The 20,020-nt window shown below is 74.6% G+C and carries 19 protein-coding genes; 8 read left to right on the forward strand and 11 right to left on the reverse strand.

Going from position 1 to position 20,020, the window contains the following annotated elements; translation table 11 throughout:
* The first annotated feature begins 9 nt into the window (after positions 1-9).
* The 4 genes from AB0D45_RS26540 (at position 10) to AB0D45_RS26555 (ending at position 3,485) form a co-directional block, all read left to right on the forward strand.
* Entirely contained in the window at positions 10-849 is an 840-nt protein-coding gene (locus AB0D45_RS26540; protein WP_362463450.1) for a histidine kinase, read from the forward strand.
* A gap of 2 nt (positions 850-851) precedes the next feature.
* Positions 852-1,571, forward strand: coding sequence for a response regulator transcription factor (locus AB0D45_RS26545; protein WP_362463515.1), 720 nt, complete (start codon positions 852-854; stop codon positions 1,569-1,571).
* A gap of 148 nt (positions 1,572-1,719) precedes the next feature.
* Positions 1,720-2,640, forward strand: a complete 921-nt coding sequence (locus tag AB0D45_RS26550) for an ABC transporter ATP-binding protein (RefSeq protein ID WP_362463453.1) — start codon at positions 1,720-1,722, stop codon at positions 2,638-2,640.
* Positions 2,637-3,485, forward strand: a complete 849-nt coding sequence (locus AB0D45_RS26555) for an ABC transporter permease (RefSeq protein ID WP_362463456.1) — start codon at positions 2,637-2,639, stop codon at positions 3,483-3,485. The genes AB0D45_RS26550 and AB0D45_RS26555 overlap by 4 nt, the downstream gene beginning before the upstream one ends.
* 28 nt (positions 3,486-3,513) lie before the next feature.
* Here the strand turns inward: AB0D45_RS26555 and AB0D45_RS26560 are convergent, their stop codons facing one another.
* Complete coding sequence (locus AB0D45_RS26560) at positions 3,514-4,425, reverse strand: LysR family transcriptional regulator (RefSeq protein WP_362463459.1); 912 nt, start codon at positions 4,423-4,425, stop codon at positions 3,514-3,516.
* 246 nt (positions 4,426-4,671) lie between these two features.
* On the opposite strand from AB0D45_RS26560, the gene AB0D45_RS26565 reads away from it, so the two are divergent.
* Together AB0D45_RS26565 and AB0D45_RS26570 are read left to right on the forward strand one after the other, a co-directional pair.
* Positions 4,672-5,289: a Type 1 glutamine amidotransferase-like domain-containing protein gene (locus AB0D45_RS26565; protein WP_362463462.1), complete on the forward strand. Its 618-nt coding sequence runs from the start codon at positions 4,672-4,674 to the stop codon at positions 5,287-5,289.
* A 220-nt stretch (positions 5,290-5,509) separates the two neighbouring features.
* Positions 5,510-6,733: an MFS transporter gene (locus AB0D45_RS26570; protein WP_362463464.1), complete on the forward strand. Its 1,224-nt coding sequence runs from the start codon at positions 5,510-5,512 to the stop codon at positions 6,731-6,733.
* A 66-nt stretch (positions 6,734-6,799) separates the two neighbouring features.
* Here the strand turns inward: AB0D45_RS26570 and AB0D45_RS26575 are convergent, their stop codons facing one another.
* A complete protein-coding gene (locus AB0D45_RS26575; protein WP_362463467.1) occupies positions 6,800-7,633 on the reverse strand; it encodes a hypothetical protein in 834 nt (277 codons plus the stop codon).
* Between the two features lie 184 nt (positions 7,634-7,817).
* Positions 7,818-9,629 carry a GNAT family N-acetyltransferase gene (locus AB0D45_RS26580; protein ID WP_362463469.1) on the reverse strand — a complete coding sequence of 604 codons (1,812 nt, stop codon included), beginning with the start codon at positions 9,627-9,629 and terminating at the stop codon, positions 7,818-7,820.
* A 105-nt stretch (positions 9,630-9,734) separates the two neighbouring features.
* On the opposite strand from AB0D45_RS26580, the gene AB0D45_RS26585 reads away from it, so the two are divergent.
* Positions 9,735-10,157, forward strand: coding sequence for a DUF350 domain-containing protein (locus tag AB0D45_RS26585; protein WP_361610870.1), 423 nt, complete (start codon positions 9,735-9,737; stop codon positions 10,155-10,157).
* Between the two features lie 117 nt (positions 10,158-10,274).
* Here the strand turns inward: AB0D45_RS26585 and AB0D45_RS26590 are convergent, their stop codons facing one another.
* From AB0D45_RS26590 to AB0D45_RS26615, 6 genes are all read right to left on the reverse strand, one after another.
* Positions 10,275-11,495: an acyltransferase gene (locus tag AB0D45_RS26590; RefSeq protein WP_362463472.1), complete on the reverse strand. Its 1,221-nt coding sequence runs from the start codon at positions 11,493-11,495 to the stop codon at positions 10,275-10,277.
* On the reverse strand, positions 11,492-12,535 hold the full coding sequence (locus AB0D45_RS26595) for an alpha/beta hydrolase (protein WP_362463475.1): 1,044 nt from the start codon (positions 12,533-12,535) through the stop codon (positions 11,492-11,494). Before AB0D45_RS26595 ends, AB0D45_RS26590 begins: the two co-directional genes overlap by 4 nt.
* Positions 12,536-12,712: 177 nt before the next feature.
* Positions 12,713-13,234 carry an NUDIX hydrolase gene (locus AB0D45_RS26600; RefSeq protein WP_362463478.1) on the reverse strand — a complete coding sequence of 174 codons (522 nt, stop codon included), beginning with the start codon at positions 13,232-13,234 and terminating at the stop codon, positions 12,713-12,715.
* Between the two features lie 162 nt (positions 13,235-13,396).
* Positions 13,397-14,572: an undecaprenyldiphospho-muramoylpentapeptide beta-N-acetylglucosaminyltransferase gene (gene murG, locus AB0D45_RS26605; RefSeq protein WP_362463481.1), complete on the reverse strand. Its 1,176-nt coding sequence runs from the start codon at positions 14,570-14,572 to the stop codon at positions 13,397-13,399.
* Positions 14,573-14,631: 59 nt separating this feature from the next.
* On the reverse strand, positions 14,632-15,312 hold the full coding sequence (locus tag AB0D45_RS26610; protein ID WP_362463484.1) for a response regulator transcription factor: 681 nt from the start codon (positions 15,310-15,312) through the stop codon (positions 14,632-14,634).
* Complete coding sequence (locus AB0D45_RS26615) at positions 15,309-16,694, reverse strand: sensor histidine kinase (RefSeq protein ID WP_362463487.1); 1,386 nt, start codon at positions 16,692-16,694, stop codon at positions 15,309-15,311. Before AB0D45_RS26615 ends, AB0D45_RS26610 begins: the two co-directional genes overlap by 4 nt.
* Before the next feature lie 139 nt (positions 16,695-16,833).
* Here AB0D45_RS26615 and AB0D45_RS26620 point away from each other — a divergent pair, with 139 nt between their 5' ends.
* Positions 16,834-17,229, forward strand: coding sequence for a hypothetical protein (locus tag AB0D45_RS26620; protein WP_362463490.1), 396 nt, complete (start codon positions 16,834-16,836; stop codon positions 17,227-17,229).
* Here the strand turns inward: AB0D45_RS26620 and AB0D45_RS26625 are convergent.
* Positions 17,183-18,394 carry a trypsin-like peptidase domain-containing protein gene (locus AB0D45_RS26625; protein WP_362463493.1) on the reverse strand — a complete coding sequence of 404 codons (1,212 nt, stop codon included), beginning with the start codon at positions 18,392-18,394 and terminating at the stop codon, positions 17,183-17,185. The two genes, AB0D45_RS26620 and AB0D45_RS26625, sit on opposite strands and share 47 nt — an antisense overlap.
* Before the next feature lie 22 nt (positions 18,395-18,416).
* A complete protein-coding gene (locus tag AB0D45_RS26630) occupies positions 18,417-19,982 on the reverse strand; it encodes an FAD-binding oxidoreductase (RefSeq protein ID WP_362463496.1) in 1,566 nt (521 codons plus the stop codon).
* Between the last annotated feature and the right edge of the window lie 38 nt (positions 19,983-20,020).

The raw sequence follows: 20,020 nt of genomic DNA on the forward strand, positions 1-20,020 counted from the left end.
GATGACCGCATGGGGGAATCATGGACGACCTTGCTGCTCATCGCGCTGGCCGTGGCAGTCGGCGCCGCCGGATGGCTGGCCGTGGCGGCGGCGCGGGCGCGGCGCCGCCACCGCAAGGCCATCGAAGAGCGCGGCTGGCTGCTGGAGCGTGAACGCGAAAGCGCGACACGAGCCGCGGTCGATGCCGAACGGGCGCGGATCGCCTCGGAGTTGCACGACATCGTCAGCCACAACGTCAGTGTCATGGTGGTTCAGGCCGGCGCCGCCCGCGAAGTACTCACCACACTGCCCGAGCAGGCCGCAGCCGCGATGAGCGCCGTGGAATCCGCCGGCCGCACCACGATGACCGAGCTGCGGCACCTGCTCGGCCTGCTCGCCCCCGCGCAGAACGGCGAGGACGAGCCCTACGACGTGGACCTGTCACCACAGCCGAGCCTGAGCCGGCTGAGCCCGCTCATCGACAAGATCGCCTTCGCCGGCCTGCCCGTCGAGATGCGGATCTCGGGCGAACCGCGCCCGCTGCCGACCGGGATCGACGTCACCGCCTACCGGATCATCCAGGAGGGCCTGACCAATGCGCTCAAACACGGAGACGGGACGAAAGCAGAGGTGACGGTGCGGTACGCGGACAACCACCTGCGCGTCGAAGTACTCAACAGCGGGCCGAGCGTCCTGTCGGGCGACGCACCCGCCCCGAGGGAACCGGGCCGGGAACAGGCGGACGGCACCGGACGCGGCCTGCTGGGCCTGCGCGAGCGGGTGTCCGTCTACGGCGGCGACCTCGACGCACGCCGCCGCCTCGGCGGCGGCTACCGCGTCCGCGCCCGCATCCCCCTGGACCGCCCGTGACCATCCCCGACGCGCCCGCACCGCGCGTGGTGATAGCCGACGACCAGGAACTGCTGCGCACCGGCTTCCGCATGATCCTCACCGCCCGCGGCATCGACGTGGTGGGCGAAGCCTGTGACGGCGTCCAGGCCGTCACCGTCGTGCGGGAACTGCGGCCCGATGTCGTGCTGATGGACATCCGCATGCCCCACATGGACGGCCTGGAAGCCACCCGTCGCATCCTCGCCCATGCCCCGGACTGCCGGGTGATCATGCTGACCACCTTCGATCTCGACAAGTACGTGTACGCCGCCCTGGCCGCCGGAGCAAGCGGGTTCCTCCTCAAGGACGTCACCCCCGCGCACCTGGCCGCCGCCGTACGCCTGGTCGACACCGGCGACGCCCTGCTCGCCCCCGCGATCACCCGCCGCCTCGTGGAACGCTTCGCCGCCGGTCCCCCGACGCCGGCCCCGGCCACCGGCCCGGGGCTCGCGACCCCGGCGGTCCACCGAAACCTGGCGGCACTGACACCACGCGAGCGGGAGGTGCTGACCTGGATGGGCCGGGGCCTGTCCAACACCGAACTCGCCGGTCGACTGACGCTCAGCGAAGCAACGGTCAAGACCCACGTCGCCCGGATCTTCTCCAAGCTGAGCCTGCGCGACCGCGCCCAGGCCGTCGTCCTCGCCTACGAGACAGGGCTCGTGGCACCCGGCGACGCCGACGCCGCCGGCCCTCGGTGACATCGGGTGTGGGTGACCCCGAGAGATGAGCCGTCCCGCGACGGACGGTCACCCTCCCCCGGGCCTACATCCGGGGGAGGGGGTGGGCAACCGGACTGCCATCCCCGGCCCGATGCCCGGACGCAGCTCCTGACGGAGTGTTGTCCTCGTGATCGAAGTCAACGAACTCACCAAGCGCTACGGCAGCAAGACAGCCGTCGACCACCTGACCTTCACCGTGCGGCCGGGCCGGGTCACCGGATTCCTGGGCCCCAACGGAGCGGGCAAGACCACCACCCTGCGCATGATCCTCGGCCTGGACTCGCCCTCCGGCGGGACGGCCACCGTCACCGGCGTCCCCTTCCGCAGCCATGCACGGGGACTGCACCACGTGGGCGCCCTCCTGGACGCCCATCAGGTGCACGGCGGACGCAGCGCCAGGTCCCACCTGCGTGCCCTCGCCGCCGGCAACGGAATCCCGCTGCGCCGAGCGGACGAGGTCCTGGAGCAGGTGGGGCTCGCGGACGCCGCGGGCCGCCGCGTCGGCGGCTTCTCACTGGGTATGAAGCAGCGTCTCGGCGTGGCCACCGCCTTGCTGGGCGACCCGCCGGTGCTCATGTTCGACGAGCCCGTCAACGGCATGGACCCGGAGGGCGTGCTCTGGATGCGCCGCCTCTTCCGCCGCCTGGCCGCCGAGGGCCGCACCGTCTTCCTCTCCAGCCACCTGATGTCGGAGATGGAGAACACCGCTGACGACCTGGTCGTCATCGGCCGGGGCAGGCTCATCGCCGCCGAGCCGGCAGGGGACTTCGCCGCCCGCGGCACCCGGGGCACGGTGGTGGTGGGCACGCGGCAGGCCGCCGAGCTGACCGGGCTCCTGACCACTGCGGGCGCGGCAGTCGCGCCGGAGGGCTCCGCAGGCGACGAGAGACTCACGGTGACCGGGCTGTCCGCCGACCGCGTCGGCGCCATCGCCCTCGACCACCACATCCTTCTGACCGAACTGTCCACCCGGACGGCCTCGTTGGAGGCCGCTTTCATGGAGCTCACCGCCGACAGCGTCGAATACACGGCAGGGACCACCTCATGACCACCCTCAGCCACCGTGCGATGGCCCCTTCGTCCGCCCGCCCCGGGCGCCCTCCCCGCTTCGCCGATCTGGTCCGCTCCGAGTGGATCAAAATGCGGTCGCTGCGTTCCACCTGGTGGACCATCGCCCTGATCAGCCTGTTCGTCATCGGGTCGGCCGCCGTGGCGGCGATCGCGAACAACAAACTCGCCACCCCAGCCCGGAGCGGCCACGAGCCTGCCGCCTTCCAGCCCTTCACCGCCTTCCCCACGACCGGCTACATGACGCTCATGCTCGTGGCCGGCGCGATCGGCGCCCTGGGCGCGGTGAGCGAGTACAGCACCGGCATGATCCGCACCACCACGGTCGCCGTCCCCGCGCGCGGCTCTGTCGTCCTGGCCAAGGCAGTGACCACCGCCGGGCTGTGGGCCGCCGTGGGAACGCTCATCTCCCTCGGCTCCTTCCTGACCGCCCAGGCCATCCTGAACACGGAACAGGCCGGAGTGTCGCTCACCCACCCCGGAGTGCTGCGGGCACTGGTGGCCTCCGCCCTCCTGGCCCCCCTCTGCGCGCTCGTCGGCCTCGCCCTCGGCTTCCTGCTCCGCCACGGAGCCGCCACCATGATCACCAGCACCTTCGTCCTGCTGATCCTGCCCACGCTCTTCTCGACGAGCACCCGATGGTCCGCCTCGGTCAACCACAGCACTCTGATGGCCGCCTGGAAGCGGCTGGTCCAGAACTGGGGGCCCACACCGGACTCCCTTGCCTTCATGCCCACCGTTTCCGGCTCCTGGCTCGTATGCGCACTCTGGCCACTGATCACACTGACGCTCGCCGTGGTGCTCGTCCGGCGCCGCGACGTCTGAGGGGGCCGGGCCGGTGCACGGGCCCGCATCAGCTCCGGACAGGAGGGCACAGCCGCACAGCGACGTTCTGGGCAGCCCGGTTGAAGGCATGGATCTCAGGTGCGGTGTGGGTGACGAGCCAGGTGGGCGCCCATTCCAGGGGCGCCGCATCGCTCAGCGGCAGATAGGTGACGCCGGGGCGCGCGTAGAACCGTGACACCTGGGCGCCCATGACGAAGGCGCCTTCGTCGGCGTCGATCAGCGCCAGTGCCTCCTGAAGTGTTTCGAACCGGGGGCCCGGTGCGATGGGGCGGCCCGCGGGCGTCAGGCGGGGTGTGCGGTCCGCGCGCCAGTAGTCGGGAAAGGCGTCGGCCACCTGCAGCATTTTGACCGCGGACAGGTCTTCCAGGGAAACGCTGTCACGGCGGGCGAGCGGGTGGCCGGACGACACCCCCAGCACCCGGGGTTCGGAGAACAGGACCGGCCCGGTGACCATGTCGGGTTCGTGGTGCGGCAGGCTCACGACCAGAAGGTCGACATCGCCTGCCCGCAACCGCCGGAGGCCGTCGACGATCTGCATCTCCCGGAGCCGGGCTCGCCAGCCGGGATGGTTTTGGTCGAAGAGCCGAGCGGCCTGTGCCATGAGCTGTCCTGCGGCGGCGCCGAGGAACCCGACCCGCAGAAGGCGGTCGATGCCGCGCGCGGCGTTGATCGCCCTCTCCACCCCGGCCTCGATCTGGTCGTAGGCCGGGCGCACGTCCTCGTGCAGCAGCCGGCCGGCCTCGGTGAGGCGGACATGGCGACTGTTGCGTTCGAACAGCGGTGTGCCGATGTGACGTTCCAGCCTCTTGATGGTCTGACTGATCCGGGCCGTGCTCACGTGCAGACGTGCGGCCGTGCGGCCGAAATGCAACTCCTCGGCCAGTATCAGGAACGCCTCCAGCTCAAGCCGCTCCAGCACGTGGACCTCCGGATGTTAAACCCACCTTAACGACCGTTGCACTATGCCAGCTTGTTGGCGCGTCGGTCCCGTAGGAGTCTGAACAAGCGGATTGCGAGGGGCACTTGCCCACGCGCCCGAGCCTCGCTCCCCGTCCCCCGACCGGGTCCGCACCGCCCCATCGGACGCGAGACCTCCGCTCCTTCACTGCCACGACGGAGCACACCGTCCCTCAGTCCCTTGCCCCCTTGTCACGAGAGCAGGACCATGCGTTTGTTCCTTTCCTCCTGGAAGCTGGGAGACTCCCCCGAACTGCTGGACGACCTCGTCAAAGGTGCCAGAACAGCAGCGGTTGTCGGCAACGCGCTGGACGCCCTCCCTGCCCCGCAAAGGCAGCGGGCCACCGGCCGGGAGGTCGCGATGCTGCGCGACCGCGGATACGGGGTGACCGAGGTGGACCTGCGGGACCACTTCGGTGATGCGGCCACGCTCGCCGACCGGCTGTCCGGTTTCGGCGTCGTCTGGGTCCACGGCGGCAACCCGTTCGTCCTGCGGCTGGCGATGGCCCTCAGCGGCGCGGACGAGATCCTGACCGACCTGCTGGATCGCGACGCCCTCGTCTACGCCGGCTGGAGTGCCGGCGCCTGCGTCCTGTCACCCAGCCTGCGCGGCCTCGAGCTCGTCGACGACCCCGCCGACGCCGTCACCGCCTACGGCCGGCAGGCCGTCTGGGAGGGGCTCGGCCTCCTGGACTACGCCTTCGTCCCCCACTACCGCTCGCCGATCCCCGAGAGCGAGTCGATCGAGCGCGTCGTGGAGCGCTACGACCGCGAAGGAGTGCTCTACCGCGTTTTCCGCGACGGCGAGGTCACCCTCGTCTCCTGAGCGCCGCCCCCCTGCGATCCGATCGCCCCACTCGATGCGCTCGACGCCGCCTCCCGGAGGGTCGGCCTGGAGCCCGCGCTGCCGGAACTGGTGCGGGCCCCCGTCTCCCAGCTCGACGGCAACGGCTGCGCCTACGCCGGGACCGATGCACCTGCCCTTCTTCTGTCGAAGCGGCTCGCTCACCGCAGCACGCAGCCACCCCTCACTTACGGTCAGGGACATGATGAAGCCACTACCGCCCGCGGGGCCCCCGCGCACCCTCGCGCTCGCCCAGTTGAGCAACTCCGTCGGCGACGGAGCGTTCTACGTGACCTCCGCGCTGTACTTCACCCAGGTCGTCGGCCTCGGCCCCGCCAGGATCGGTCTCGGCCTCGCCGTGGCCTGGGCCGTCGGCTCGGTCGCCGGAGTACCGCTCGGGCGCCTCGCGGACCGCAGGGGCCCGCGCGGTACGGCGGCGCTGCTCGCCCTCGCGACCAGTGCGGCCGTCGCCGCGTTCCTCGTCGTACGGGACTTCCTGCCGTTCCTCCTGGCCGCCTGCCTCTACGCCACCGCACAGTCGGGCCTGGCCGCCGCCAGACAGGCACTCCTCGCCGGTCTGATCGCGAGGGAAGAACGCACCGCCACACTGGCCCACCTCCAGTCCACCCTCAACGCGGGCCTTGCCCTCGGCGCGGCCCTCGGCGGTCTCGCCCTCTCCGCCGGTACGCGCCACGCCTACCTGGCCGTCTTCGCAGTCGACGCGGTGAGTTTCCTGGTCTGCGCCCTCGTCCTGCTGCGTCTGCCGGCGGTGGCCCCCCTCCCCGCGCCGAAGGGTGCCAAGCTCGCGGTGCTGCGCGACCGCCCGTACGCCCTCCTCACCCTCCTCAACACGGTGCTGCTGCTGCGGATGCCCCTGCTCAGCCTCGGCCTGCCACTGTGGATCACCGAACGCACCACCGCCCCCGCATGGCTGGTCTCCGCGCTCTTCGTCCTCAACACCGTCGCGGTCATGCTCTTCCAGGTCCGCACCGCTCGCTCCGTCACGGGCACATCCACAGCGGTCAAGGCCCTGCGCCGCTCCGGCTGTCTCATGCTCCTCACGTGCGCGGTCTTCGCCCTCTCCGCGGGAACGCCGGCCTGGGCGGCCGTCACCGCCCTGCTCGCCGGCTCGGTACTGCTGGTCGCCGGGGAGATGCTCCAGTCCGCAGGCTCCTGGCAACTCGGCTTCGCTCTGGCCCCGGCCGACCGAGTCGGCGAGTACCAGGGCTTCTTCGGCACCGGCGTCACCATCGCCCGCACCCTCGGCCCACTGGCGCTCACCACGGTGCTGATGGGGGTGGGCACCCTCGGCTGGTTCCTGCTCGGCGCTCTCTTCCTGGCCGCTTCCTGCGCCATGGGCCCGACGGCCCGATGGGCGTCGGCAACCCGCCCTTCCACGGCGCCCGCAGTGATCGAGGCGGCCTGACCCTGAGAGGACGCGGGAGTGCCGGCCGCGCAGGGCGGCTCGTGCGGTGTTGCTTCTGGCCGCGTCTCAGGTCAGGCTGTCGAACTTGCCGAGGGAGGCACCGACCACCGCCGCGACGGCCGCGCCCACGAAGAGGAGGCCGATACCGAGGATGACAAGAACCAGGACGGCGTCCCGGATTCGCCGGCCCCGCGACCGCAGCGGAAGTACGCGGCCGGGATCGCGTGGGTCGTATGCCGCCTCGATGCTCCAGGTCGGGATGGAGTGTCGCACGGTGCGGACCAAGCCGCCCGGATCCGTGTACGCGTACCGGCCGGGCTGGTCCTGGAGCCGGATGGCGGCCGTCCGGACTCCGTGTTTCCGCAGGTACCGCTCCTCGACCGGCGCGTAGGCGAGGAACGTGCCGAACGTGAGGATCAGTATCCCGAAGAAGCTGAGCGGGATGATGAAGATCATGGCGGCCGGGCTTCCCATGAAACCCACGAGCACGCATGAGCCGATGGCCACGAGGGTCGCCACGAGCGCGCCGCGTTTCATGCGGCGAAGCCAGTTCCGGTAGCTCGGCTGGTACAGGCGCTCGCCCCAGACGAGGTCCGCGCCGTCGATCGCCTCGGTCTTCTCGCTCCGTCCTGGCCGAGCCGCGTTCACGGCGTCGGCGAAGGCGACGGCTGCGGCGGCGTCCACGACGTCCCAGACCCGGTGGACGTGCGTCCTGTCCGTGGTCGACGCGGCGGTCAGCTCGACCGTGACGGACTGCCCCTCGACGAGTACACGGCTGATGGCCTTCAGCGGGATGTGCGTCTGCTCGTGCGGACGGCGCACGATCAGCACGTCGTTCTCCACGAGCGCGACGGTTTCCCTGCCGGCGTGGAGAACGGGTATGTGAGAAGTGATCGACATGTGCGTGATGGTAGGGGTGGAGGTCGGCGCCCGGGAGCCCTCGGGCGCAAGGGCTTGATGCCCTGGCGTTCGGGCTCGGCCGGCTTCGTACAGCACAAGTTCCGGTGCGTGGATCCGGCCGGATTTTCAAACGATCAGTAAGACGTATGGGGCGGACCGGGAGCCGGCCTCGGTGCCGGGGCGGTCACGGGGCGGGCCGTGTTGTCAGGGACGCTCCGAAGTCGGCTCCGGCCGCGAGGGCCCGTTCCCGCACCAGGGCCTCCGCCGCGTCCAGCGCCGCGGCGCTGCGCGCGGCCACCAGCACGCCGAGCCAGGGCGCCGGGTCGAAGGCGCCGGTCACGATGGCCGGGACGAACACCGCCCCCAGCCGCGCACAGCCCCGGGCGAGCTCCGCGCACACCTCCTCCAGCTGAGCCTCCGGCAGCCGCGCGCCCAGCTCCACCCGGTCGGCGATCCGTACGAGGTGCCCCGCGCCCCGCAGTTCGTCCAGCCGGGCCGCCACCATGAAGGCCGCCGACGGGCCGGTCAGCCGCAGGTTGGTCTCGGTCGGCGCGAGCCGCCCCGCCGCGTCGGTGACGAAGTCCACGTCGAACCAGCCCCGGTAGCCGTCGGCCGCCAGCTCCCGTCCCACCGCCGCCCCGAACGCGAGCAGCGGCCCCTCCAGGCGGGCGGGTACCACCCCGGGCCCGACCGTCGCGCCGCGGTAGCCGCCGTCGGCGACGTCCATCACCGCCGCGCCGACCTCTTGCGGCCGGCCCGCACCGTCCACGAAGCCGTCGTAGGTCAGGTCCCGAGGAAGGTGCGCGGCCGTCGGGCCGGGTACGTACTCCTCCAGCAGCAGGGGGCCGCGCGGCAGTCGGCGCAGCACGGCACGGGCCCCGCCGGCCTCGCGCACCCCGGCGGAGGTCACCACCGCGGTACCCGAACCCCCGACACCGTGCTCCGATTTGAGAACGGTGCTCTCGCCCGCCCGTGCCCGCGCCGCGAGCCGCCGGGCGGCCGCCCGCCGGGTCGCGGCCCGCCACTGCGCGGGGAGCCTGATCCCCGGGTGCCCGCCGCCCGCCAGGATCCGGGCGAACAGGGCGTGCGCGGCCGACTTCGACTCGTACCGCAGCTCGTCCGGCCGCCACGGCAGGCCCGCGAGCCGCGCGTACGGCTCGGTCCGCCCCCACGGTACGAGGGGCAGCCCGCGCCCCGTCACCCGCCGGGCCAGCGCCGGCCGGGCCCGTACGGCGTCCGACAGGCCCGGGCCCCGTTCGACGAGCCCGTCGTACACCTCGACCCCGGGGTCCCAGCCCAACTGCCGGCCCACCAGGGCGACCCAGCCCCGCGGCACCGGGCGGGGCAGCACCAGGGCCGCCGGGCGGGGGCTGTAGAACGCCGCGAGGCAGGCGTAGTCGTGTGCGGCGCGCTGCTCCGGGCCGAGGGAGGCGTCGGCGAACTGGGCGTTGAACTCCGCGACGTTGCCCACGTGGACCGCCGGGACCCCGCCCGTCCAGGCCCGGGCCCATCCGGCGAGCGGGGCGGGCGCCACTTCGAACCGTACGAGTCCCTCCTGCCCCACCGGTGCGGCGCTCGCGGGTTCCGCGGCGCCCATCGCGCGGTAGAAGCCCGCCGCGTGCGGATCGGCGTCGATCAGCAGCCTGCGCCGGCCCAGGGCGGCGGCGCGGCACACCGCGTCCCGGTACAGCAGCCGCCCGACGCCGAGCCCGATGGCGGCGGGCTCCACGAAGAGCAGCCCGAGCCGTACCACCGGTCCTTGCGCGATCCCCTCCGCCTCCCCGACGTCGTCGAGGGAGGCGACGCCCAGCACCTCCCCGCGCGTGTTCTCGGCCACCACGATCCGCCGCGCCGTCAGCTCCGCCTCCCGGACGCGCAGCTGCGGTGCGCAGGCGGCGAGGAACCGCGCGTCGTACCCCCAGTAGGCCTTCGACCGCATGACCAGCGCGGTCAGCGCCGCCGCCTCCCCCGCCCGCGCGGCCCTGACCTTTGCCATTTCCTGACCTCCCCATGGTCCGGGGCAGGGCCGTGCGATAGATTCGGCCTCCCCACGGCACGTCCTGGCCCATCCTTTCCCACCCACGCGGAGACAGGCTTCTCAATGAGCGACATCGTCAACGGACTTGGCCGTACGAGCGCCTACGGTGCCCTCGGGCTGGTGCTGCTGATCCTCGGCATCGTCCTGGTGGACGTCCTGACGCCCGGGAAGCTCCCGAAGCAGATCTGGGAGGAGCGCAACCGCAACGCGGCCCTCCTGCTCAGCTCGGCGCTCCTCGGCATCGGCGGCATCGTCTTCACCTCGATCTGGACGACCTACCAGGACTTCGGCAAGGGCCTGCTGTCCACGGCCGCCTTCGGCGTCCTCGGCCTCGTCCTGATGGCCGTGGCCTTCCTGGTGCTGGACCTGGTGACCCCGGGCAAGCTCGGCGCCATCGTCGTCGACCCGGAGCCGCACCCGGCCGTTTGGGTCACCGCCTCCTGCAACCTCGCCGTCGCCGCCATCGTGGCGGCCTCCATCGCCTGACCGGCGGCCCGGCCACACCGCGACGAGAGCGCCACACCACGACGAGAGCGCCGCTCCCCGAAGGGAGCGGCGCTCTCGTCCGTTTCGCGGCGGTCACGGCCCCGTGGACGGAACGGGCTAGGCCAGGCCCAGCGCGAAGGCCGCGAAACCCGCCGCCAGCAGGCCCGCCACGGTCCGGCGTACGGCCGGGGCCCCGCGCCCCCGGGCCGGGGCGGCCTCGAAGCGGCGCGCGTACCGCGCGATGCCCACCAGGAGCACCGCGAACACCGGCAGCCACGCGGCCCGCGCCGCGATCCAGCCGAGGGTGTCGGGCGCCGTCGTCAGCCCGGCCACCTCGCCCGCAAGGGCCCCCGGCACGGCCGCCGCCAGCATCGCCGTCTGGTGCCAGCACAGGATCGTCATCGCGGACAGGTTGACCACCACCACCGGCGCCCACAGCGCCGGCCGGGCCAGCAGCCCCGCCAGCCGCTCCCGCAGCAGGATCGCCGCACCCGACTGCGCCGCGGCCAGCGCGAGCACCAGCAGCGACGGCGGATGCGCATTGGTCCGCCCCGCCCCGGGCACCCCGACCATCGACGCCGGGTAGCCGAACACCACCAGCAGCGCCGCGAACAGCAGCGCCCCGCCCGCCAGCAGCAGCCACGCCCCGCGCCGGCCGATCCGCCGCTCGCCCCAGGCCACGCCCAGCTGGTACGCGAACAGCCAGCCCGGCAGGATGTTGAGCACCGACAGCCAGGACGGCACGGAGTCCGCGAGCGGCCCGTACCGCAGGAAGTCCACCGCCGCCACCGCCCCGAGCAGCGGCGCCGCCGCCCACCCGCCGAACCGGCGCGCCGCCCGCACGCAGTACGGCGTCAGGGCCGTCACCCCCGCGTACACCCCGACGAACCACAGCGGCTGCACCACCAGCGTGGCCCCCGTCCGCACGGTGGCCTCCGGCACACCGGCCGCGTACAGCGCGGGTGCGGCCAGCGCCCACACGGCCGTCACCCCGAGCACCGGGCGCCCCAGCCGGACCATCCGCCCCTTCAGCCAGGCGCCCGTCGAGCCGGTGCGGCGGTGGTAGGAGAGCACCGAGGCGTAGCCGCCGACCAGGAAGAAGATGCCGAGCATCTGGAGGACCCAGCTCGCCGGGGCGAGGGCCGCGAAGGCCGACAGGGGGCTCGCGTTGTGCAGGCCGCCCTCCGCGTCGAGGGTGAACCCGCCGAGCAGCCAGTGCCCCGTCGGGACCGCCAGCAGGGCCAGGGCGCGCAGCCCGTCGACGGCCCGGTCCCGGTGGGCGGGGGTCCGCCGGTCGATCCGGTCCGCCGCCTCCCGCAGCGGCGTGAGCGCGCTCATCGGACCTCGCCCTTCGCGATCGCGGCGAACGCCGCCAGGGAGCGGGTGCCGGGCGCGAAGTAGCCGGTGTGGCCGCGTACGTCGGAGGCCGGCACCGGCCGTGCCCCGAAGGCCGGGGAGGCGGGGTCGGCCCCGTGCCCGAGGCCCGCGAAGCGGACGTGGGGGACGTCCGCGATCCAGTCGGAGGGTCCGCGGGCCGCCCAGACGCGGGCGCGGGTGCCCAGCGCGGCGGCGCGGTCCGCACGCATCCCGGGGGAGCCGAGGGCGACGACGTCGGTGGCGTCGGTGTGCCGGGCGGCCACCCCGCAGACCACCGAGCCGTAGCTGTGGCAGAACAGCACCGGGTCGGGCGCGCCGACCGCGTCCAGGCCGGCGGTGAAGCGGGCGAGACGGGCCGCCCCCGCCTCGGCGAGCCGCCCGCCGGCCGCGTCCGGGCCCACGCCCACCGGGGTGGTGTAGCCCGTCCACGCCACGACGGCGGTCGAGCCGCCCGCGGCGTCACGCAGCGCGCGGGCCATCCCCGCCGGGCCGGTGTGCGGGGTACGGCGGGCGTCGTGCGCGGCGGCGTCGTTGTCCGACCCCGGCACGATCACGGAGACGTGCGCCGCCTCCTCCAGGTCCCCGAACACCTCGGCGACCTGGCCCCGCCCGCGCGGGTCGAAGGCCAGGATCTGCCGGCCGGGTCCGGCGAGCGAGGCGTAGCGGGCCTCACCCGTGGCGAGGACGGCCGTCCGGTTGGCCTCGTACCGCAGGGGGAGCGGCGCCCCTTCCAGGTTGCCGACCACGAGCGGGTGCGCCCGCAGCAGCTCGCGGCGCGCCGAGCCGTCCAGCCCGGCGAAGAACCGGGCCACCTCGCGCGGGGAGGCGGCCCGCGGATCGGGCAGCGGCCGGCCGCCCACCGAACCGGCCCGCCAGGCGGCGCTCCCGGGCGGCGGCCCGGTGACGGCCGGCCGGCTGTCGCCGACGGCCCATCCGGCGGTCCCCGCGACGACGGCCACCGCCAGCGCGGCCGTGACGATCGTCCTCCCGAAGCGGCGCATGCCCCTTCCCCCTCTCCTCGTGCCGGCACCCGCGGCGGGTCCCTGACGAGGAGGAAGGTAGGAAGGAGGTACCGGCCCGCACGTCGGACCGGGGAGCCAAACCGGATGTCATACCCGGGTAGGGGGTGGTGGAGGAGGGACACCGGGGCGAACTGCGGGCCCGGCATGCCGGCTCGCTCAGATCCACCGGTAATTCGTGTCGTTCACGGCGGCCAGCATGGCCGGCCCGCCCTCGAGGTATCCGTCGGCACCGAGAGCGGCGACGGGCACGGGCGGGAAGAGGGCGAGGTCACCCGTCTGTTCGTACGGCAGCCAGACGACCTCCCCGCGGCCCACCGCGTCGTCGTCCTCGAACGCCTTCAGCCTGCGCCGCGCTCCGTGCCCGAGGCGGACCTGGTAGACGAGGTGGAGCTTGCGCGGGGGCGGGGATCCGGGGCGGGTCACCATGGCGTCCAGGAGCCACGTGAAACGCGGCTCTTCGGCCATGTCCCCCGGGGTCAGGCCGAGTTCCTCCCGCAGTTCCCGTCGCAGGGCGTCGGGCAGCGGCTCGGCGGGTTCCACGTTGCCGCCGGGCAGGGAGTAGTGCGTTGCGCCGCGGTCGTTCGTCCGCCGGATCAGCGCCACGTCCTGCCCGTCCAAGACCAGGGCGGCGACACGGATCTTGATCCGGTGGAACGCGGCGGCACCGTCGTTCGTCATGCGTCGTCCCCTCCTCCCGGGCACGGACCGTGCCAGGGGCCCGTCGTGCGGGCCCGTGGTCCGGGGCGGTGGGCCGTGGCGGCGGGGGCCCGTGACCGTGTCCGGTTCACGGCGGACGGGTCACGGGCCTCCGCGGTCCCGGCCGGGACCGCGCGGCTGCGGTCAGCCGGCGGCCGCGGCCAGCAGGACGTCCACCAGACGCTCCGCGGCGTCCGGCCGGCCGTACGCCCGGGCCCGCTCGGCCATCTGCGCCCGGCGGGCGGGGTCCGTCAGGAGCGGGCCGACCGCGTCCGCGAGGCCGTGCGCGGTGACCTCGCCGAGGAGGGCGAGCGCGGCCCCGGCGTCGGCCAGGTGCTGGGCGTTGTGGGCCTGCTCGTTGCCCGCGGAGGTCGCCAGCGGGACGAACACCGCCGGCTTGCCCAGCGCGGTCAGCTCCGCCAGCGTCCCCGCCCCGGACCGGGAGATGACCACATCGGCCAGCGCCAGCACGTCCGGCAGCTCCGGACCGACGAAGCCCGTCACGTGGTACCGGCCCGCCAGGACCGGGTCCAGGGCGGCGGCCGCGGAGCGGAGCTCGTCGACGTTGGCCGGGCCGCACTGGTGGATCACGTTCGCGTGGCCCAGCAGCCACGGGAGCACCTCGCGCACGACCGTGTTGATCTGCTGGGCGCCCTGCGCACCGCCGGTGACGTACACGGTCGGCAGCCGGCGGTCGAACCCGGTGAGGTTCAGCGCGTGCAGTGCCTTCTCCGCGTGCCCGGACAGCACTTCGGGCCGCACCGGGTTGCCGGTGACGACCGCGCGGTCGCGCACCTCCGCCGGCAGCAGGGGCAGCGAGGACTCGGAGGAGACGGCGATGCGCGTCGCCGACCCGGCCAGCTTCCGGTTGGCCAGGCCGAGGCGCACGGTCTGCTCGTGCAGCACCAGCGGACGCTTGCACAGACGCGCCGCCAGCCCGGCCGGCACCGCGACGTAACCGCCCGTGGCCAGCACGACGTCGGGTGCGAACTCGGACACGATCGCCCGGGCCTGGGCCACGCCGAGCGGCACCTTCGCCATGTCCTTCATGTTCGCCGCGGACAGCATCTTCAGCGGGTTCGCCGAACGCCGGATCTTCCCGGTGGCGACGGTCCGGAACGCGATCCCCTCCGCGGGGGCGACCCGTGCCTCCAGGCCGTCGGCGGTCCCGATCCACAGCACGTCGAGCGTGCCGCCGGCCGCCGCGAGACGGGCCTGCAACGTACGGATCGCGGTCAGGGCGGGATAGGTGTGTCCACCGGTCCCCCCGCCCGTGACGAGCAGCCGGAAGGAACGTGGAAGCGCGGAAGAAAGGTTCACCCGGCCCACCCTACTGTCCTGATGGGACCGCCTGGCGCGGGGTCGGCCGGCGGTGGGTCCTACGCCGAGTCGCCCGGGCGGACCAGGCCCGCCTCGTACGCGAAGACCACCGCCTGCGCCCGGTCGCGGAGGTCCAGCTTGGCCAGCACCCGGCCGATGTGCGTCTTCACCGTCTGCTCCGCCACGACCAGGCCGGCGGCGATCTCCTGGTTCGACAGGCCCCGCGCGATCAGCTCCAGAACCTCCGTCTCGCGCGGGGTCAGGCCGTTCAGCCGCAGCGCCGGGTCCCTGCGCGGCGCCGGCCGCCGGCGCACGAAGTCCGCGATCAGCCGGCGGGTCACCGACGGCGCCAGCAGCGCCTCGCCGGAAGCGACCACGCGGACCGCCGCGATCAGGTCGGCGGGCGGGGCGTCCTTCAGCAGGAACCCGGACGCGCCCGCGCGCAGCGCCTCGTACACGTAGTCGTCGATGTCGAAGGTGGTCAGCATCAGCACCTTCGGCCGGTGCGTCACCCCGGCCGGCGGGTCCAGCAGCTCGCGGGCCGCCGACAGCCCGTCCAGCTCCGGCATCCGTACGTCCATCAGCACCACGTCGGGGTGCACCGTGCGCGAGACCCGCACGCCCTCCCGCCCGTCGGGGGCCTCGCCGACCACGTCGATGTCGGGCTGCGCCGACAGCAGCGCGGCGAAGCCGGCCCGCACCATGGCCTGGTCGTCGACGATGAGCACGCGAATGGTCAACTGGAATCCTCGGTCCGGGAGTCGAGCGGGAGCCGGGCGGCGACCCGGAAACCGCCCTCGGGCAGCGGCCCCGCGTCCAGGGTCCCGCCGGTCAACCGTACGCGTTCGCGCATCCCCACCAGACCGTGCCCCGTACCGGAGCCCTCCGGTTCCACCACCGGGTCCCGGCCCGGGCCGTTGACCACCAGGACCAGCACCTCCTCGTCCCCCGCCGCGTACGTCACCGCCACGCGGGTGCGGGCGCCCGGGGCGTGCCGCACGACGTTCGCCAGCGCCTCCTGCACGATGCGGTACGCCGACAGGTCCACGGCCGGGGGCGCCGGCACCCCGGCCAGCCCCGCCGCCAGGGACAGCTCCACCGGCTGCCCGGCCCGTACGGTCGCCTCCACCAGCTGCGGGATCCGCGCGATGCCCGGCTGCGGCGCCCGCTCACCGTCCGCACCGCCGGCGCCGGCACCGTTCGTACCGTCGCCCCGCAGCACCGTCAGCAGCCGCCGCATCTCGCCCAGTGACTCACGCGCACTGGCCGCGATGGCCGTGAACTCCTCCCGCACCGGCTCCGCCATGCCCGGCAGCCGGTAAGGCGCGGAGTCGGCCTGCACCGTGATCACCGACATGTGGTGCGCCACCACGTCGTGCAACTCCCGGGCGATCCGCGCGCGTTCCTCCAGCAGGGTGCGCCGCGCCCGCTCCGCCTCGCTGATGCTCTCCTGCTCGGCGATCCGCTGCCGCGCGTCACCCAGCCCGCGCAGCGCACCGGTCACCGCCAGCACGGACCCGCTCAGCACGAACAGCAGCGCGACGGTGTTCGTCACCCCGGCGGGCGGGAAGAAGCCGAGCACCACCCCCGCCGCGCCGGTCACCAGCCACACCTGCACCAGGGTCCGCACCGGCTCGCGCAGCCCCAGGCAGACCATCAGCGCCAGGTACCCGACCACCACCGTCGGCGGCCACGGCCAGGTCAGCCCGCTCACCCCGCCGGCTCCGGTCAGCAGCACCGCGGCGGCGACGTCCGCGAGCAGCACCGTCGCCCAGGCCGCCACCGGCCGGGACACCGCCAGCAGCAGCGGCACGGTCTGCGCCACGGCCAGGGCCCCGGCCCAGCCGCCGCCCATCCCGTAGTCGTCGGTCAGCACCGCGATCGTCACCGGCAGCAGGGTCACCACGAACACGGCCATGACGGCGTAGGGCAGTACCCGCTGCCACGGCCTGGGCGCCCGCGCGAACAGCGGCTCGCCCGCCCGCGCGGGCGTACGCAGCGCCACGGCGAGCTGGCCGAACACTCCGGGCTCGCGGCGGCGGCCCGGCCCGCCGGCCCCGGCCGTTCCGTTCCTCGGGCCGGTCTTCCCCGCACGGGCCGGCTTGCGCACTCTGAGGCTCATGATCGGACCAGCCTAAGCGCCCGCCTGCCGCCCGGGGCGGGGGACGGGCGCGCCGCGGCCGCCGCCGGGACGCGCCGTGGCCCGCCGGATCCGTCGCGGGCGTCTCGTTCCCCCGGCGGGTCCCGCTCGTTGAGCGGGCATGGAGCTGCTGCCGACCATCGCGGCGCCGGGTGTCGGTGAACGGGCCGACGCCGCGGCCGATGCCGCCTGCCACCTCTACGACGCCGTCGTGCCCTGGTGCGGCGGGCGGCCCGGCGGGTGGAGCCGGACCGCCGCCGAGGACGCCGCCGAGACCATCGAGACCACCGCGCACGCGCTCGCGCACATCCACCCGAGCGCCGAGGTGATCCTCGCGCCGGTGCACGCCGCCCTGGCGGACCTGCGCCGTCAGCTCGCGCTCGCCCCGGCCGACCCGCTGACCGCCGACGGGGTGCCGGCGACCCCGCGTACGGTGGGCAATCCGCGCCGCACCCGCTGGGTGCGGGTGGTCACCGCGCCCGTGCCCCGGCAACCGCCGCCTGGTACAGCTTCCTGATCTCCGCGCCGAAGTAGGAGCTGTACGAGGTGTCCGCGGTGGGCCCGCCGGTCTTCCAGCCGCCGATCACCCCGACCACGTCCCCGGTCTGCGTGTCCGTGTCGTAGCGGGCGATGAAGGGGCCGCCGCTGGTCCCGCCCGGATAGCCGGTGCAGTCGATCCTGAGGAAGGACCCGGGGCTCTTCGCGTCCCGGCTCGTGAACTTGGTGGTCCGGTTGACGCACATCCGCGGGCGCGAGGCCGCCGCCGGATGGCCGATCAGGGTGACCTTGGCGTGGTGGAAGGTGGCGCCGGTGACGAGCCGGTTGCCGCCGACGACGTCCTCCACCGGGAGGCCGTCGGAGCCCGGCCCGACCTGGGCGAAGGCCACGTCGAGGGTGGCCGCCCGGTCGGGCCCGTCGGTGCGGTAGCGGGGTGCGATCCACACCTTCGCGTGCCCGGCGGTGTCGCGCAGCACCGGGAACATCCCGTACGGGCGCGGGTTCGCGCGCGTGTACTGCGGTACGAAGGCCACCTGGCGGGTGTCGGTGCCGAGCAGGCAGTGCGCGGCGCTGAGCACCATGTCCCGGCTGGGGGAGGAGACCACGCTGGCGGTGCAGAAGTAGGCGCCGCCGCTCTGCATGACGAACATGCGGCCGACGACCGGGATGCCGTCGAAGTCCTGCCCGACGCCGGTGGTGGCGGGCAGGGCGGCCGCGACGGGCTGCGCCGGCTGCGCGGGCACGGCGACCGGGACAGCGGGGGCGGGCTCGGCCGGTGCGGCCGCCGGGTCGGTCCCGGGCGGCACCGGTGCGTCCGGCAGGGCCGGTTCGGCGCCGGGGCCGGCCGGTGGAGCCGGTGCGTCCGGTGCGGCCGCAGCGGACGGCGCAGACGGCGCGGCCGGGTCCGCCGCCGGGGACGGAGCCGACGCCGGCACGGGCTGGGGTGCCGCCGGACCGGCCGCCCGCGGGTCGGGGACGTGCTCCGGGCCGGGCGGCCCGGGAACGGGCAGGGCGGAGGCCATGCGGTCCTCCGTCCAGAAGGCCGCGGCCTCCCGCGCGGACCACTGCCCGGCAGCCGCCCCGGGCCGCCCCGCCTCCGCCACCGGCAGCGCCCCGCCCGGCAGCACCAGGGCGGCGGCCGCCGCGGCCGCCGCCGTCGCCAACACCGTCAACAAACGTCGCATCGCTCGCTCCTGTCGTGACCGTCTAGACGGCCTGGGGGAAACGGAACAGCCGGCCCGGGTCGTACGTGCGCCTGACCTCCTCCAGGCGGGGGAGGTTGGAGCCGTAGTAGGCCTCGCGCCAGCCGGTGAGCTTCGGATCGGCGTAGTTCTGGTAGGCGCGGCCGCCCGCCCACGGCCGCAGGTCCCGCCACAGCCCGTCGAGCCAGCCCTGGTGCCGCGCCACCTCGGCGGCCGTCGCGGACTCGGGCCAGTACGCGAGGTACTGGGCCAGGAAGGAGCTGTCCCGGTGCACGAAGGCGGTGCCGGCGGCGGGCACCCGGTTCACGGCCCCTCCGCACACCCCGTCGAACTGCACCACCCCGAAGCCGCCCCCGGGCGCCTGCCGCCCGTACCGCCCGACGGCGTCCAGCACCGCGGCCACCGCGGCCTCCGGCAGCCCGGCGCCGCCCCAGAAGTCGGAGCGGGCCGCGTACGAGTCCCGGCCGAGCGCGCCCTGCGGATCCCGGCCGGGCAGCCGGCCCGGCAGCCTGCACCGGGCGGGGTCGCGGTCCGCGCAGCCGGCCATCGCGCGCACGGTGTCCCCGTAGCTCCGTACGCGGATCCCGCCGTCCCGCGGCTCCGGGCCCACCAGGGCGGTCAGCCGCTCCAGCTCCCGCTCCAGCTCCGCCCGCCCGTCGAGGCACACCACCCGGACGGCGGGGACGGCGTCCCGGCCGGCCTCCACGGTGAACTCCACCTGGCTCCAGAAGGGGTCCGGCAGCGCGCCCAGCCAGCGCTGCCAGCCGCGTACCACCGCCGCGGAGTCCGCAGCCGGCCAGTGCAGTTCGGCGAGGGCGGCGTCACCCACCGGATGGGTGCGCAGCCGGAACTCGGTGACCACCCCGAAGTTCCCGCCGCCGCCCCCGCGCAGCGCCCAGTACAGATCGGCGTCCCGGCCGGCGTCCACCTCGCGGACCACCCCGTCCGGGGTCACCACGCGGGCGCCCAGGAGCCGGTCGGAGGTGGTCCCGTACGCCCGCGAGGCCAGCCCCAGCCCGCCGCCGAGGGTCAGCCCGGCGATGCCGACGGAGGGGCACAGCCCGGCCGGGACGCCCAGGCCCCGCGCCGCGAGGGCCCCGTGCACATCGGCGAGCCGGGCCCCCGCCCCGACCCGTACGCCGTCCCCCTCGACGGTCACCGCGGCCATCGCCCCGGTGTCCACCACCAGCCCCCCGGCGACCGTGGACCATCCGCCGTAGCTGTGGCCGCCGCCGCGCGGCACCACCGCGGCGCCGGAGCGGCGGGCGAAGCCGAGGCACACGGCGACGTCCCCGGCGTGCGCGGGGTAGGCCACGGCGCCGGGCGCGACGCCGTCGTAGCGGGACTGGAAGAGCTGCCGGGCCTCGGCGTAGTCCGCGTCCCCCGCACGGACCAGCCGCCCGTCCATCGCGCGGGCGAGCGCTGCGAAGTCGGGGCCCGCCCCGGCGGCCGTAAGCGCGTCCCGCCGCGCCCCGCCGGACCGTACGCCGGCCGCCCGCGCGCCCGTCCCGGCGGCGGCGAGCACGGCGGCGGCCGTACCCGCGAGGACCCGGCGGCGTGGAAGGCTCATCCCCCCTTCCTGCCACCGCCCGCCCCGATCGCCGCGCA

It is taken from the genome of Streptomyces sp. NPDC048352 (assembly GCF_040651895.1).
Classification (GTDB): domain Bacteria; phylum Actinomycetota; class Actinomycetes; order Streptomycetales; family Streptomycetaceae; genus Streptomyces.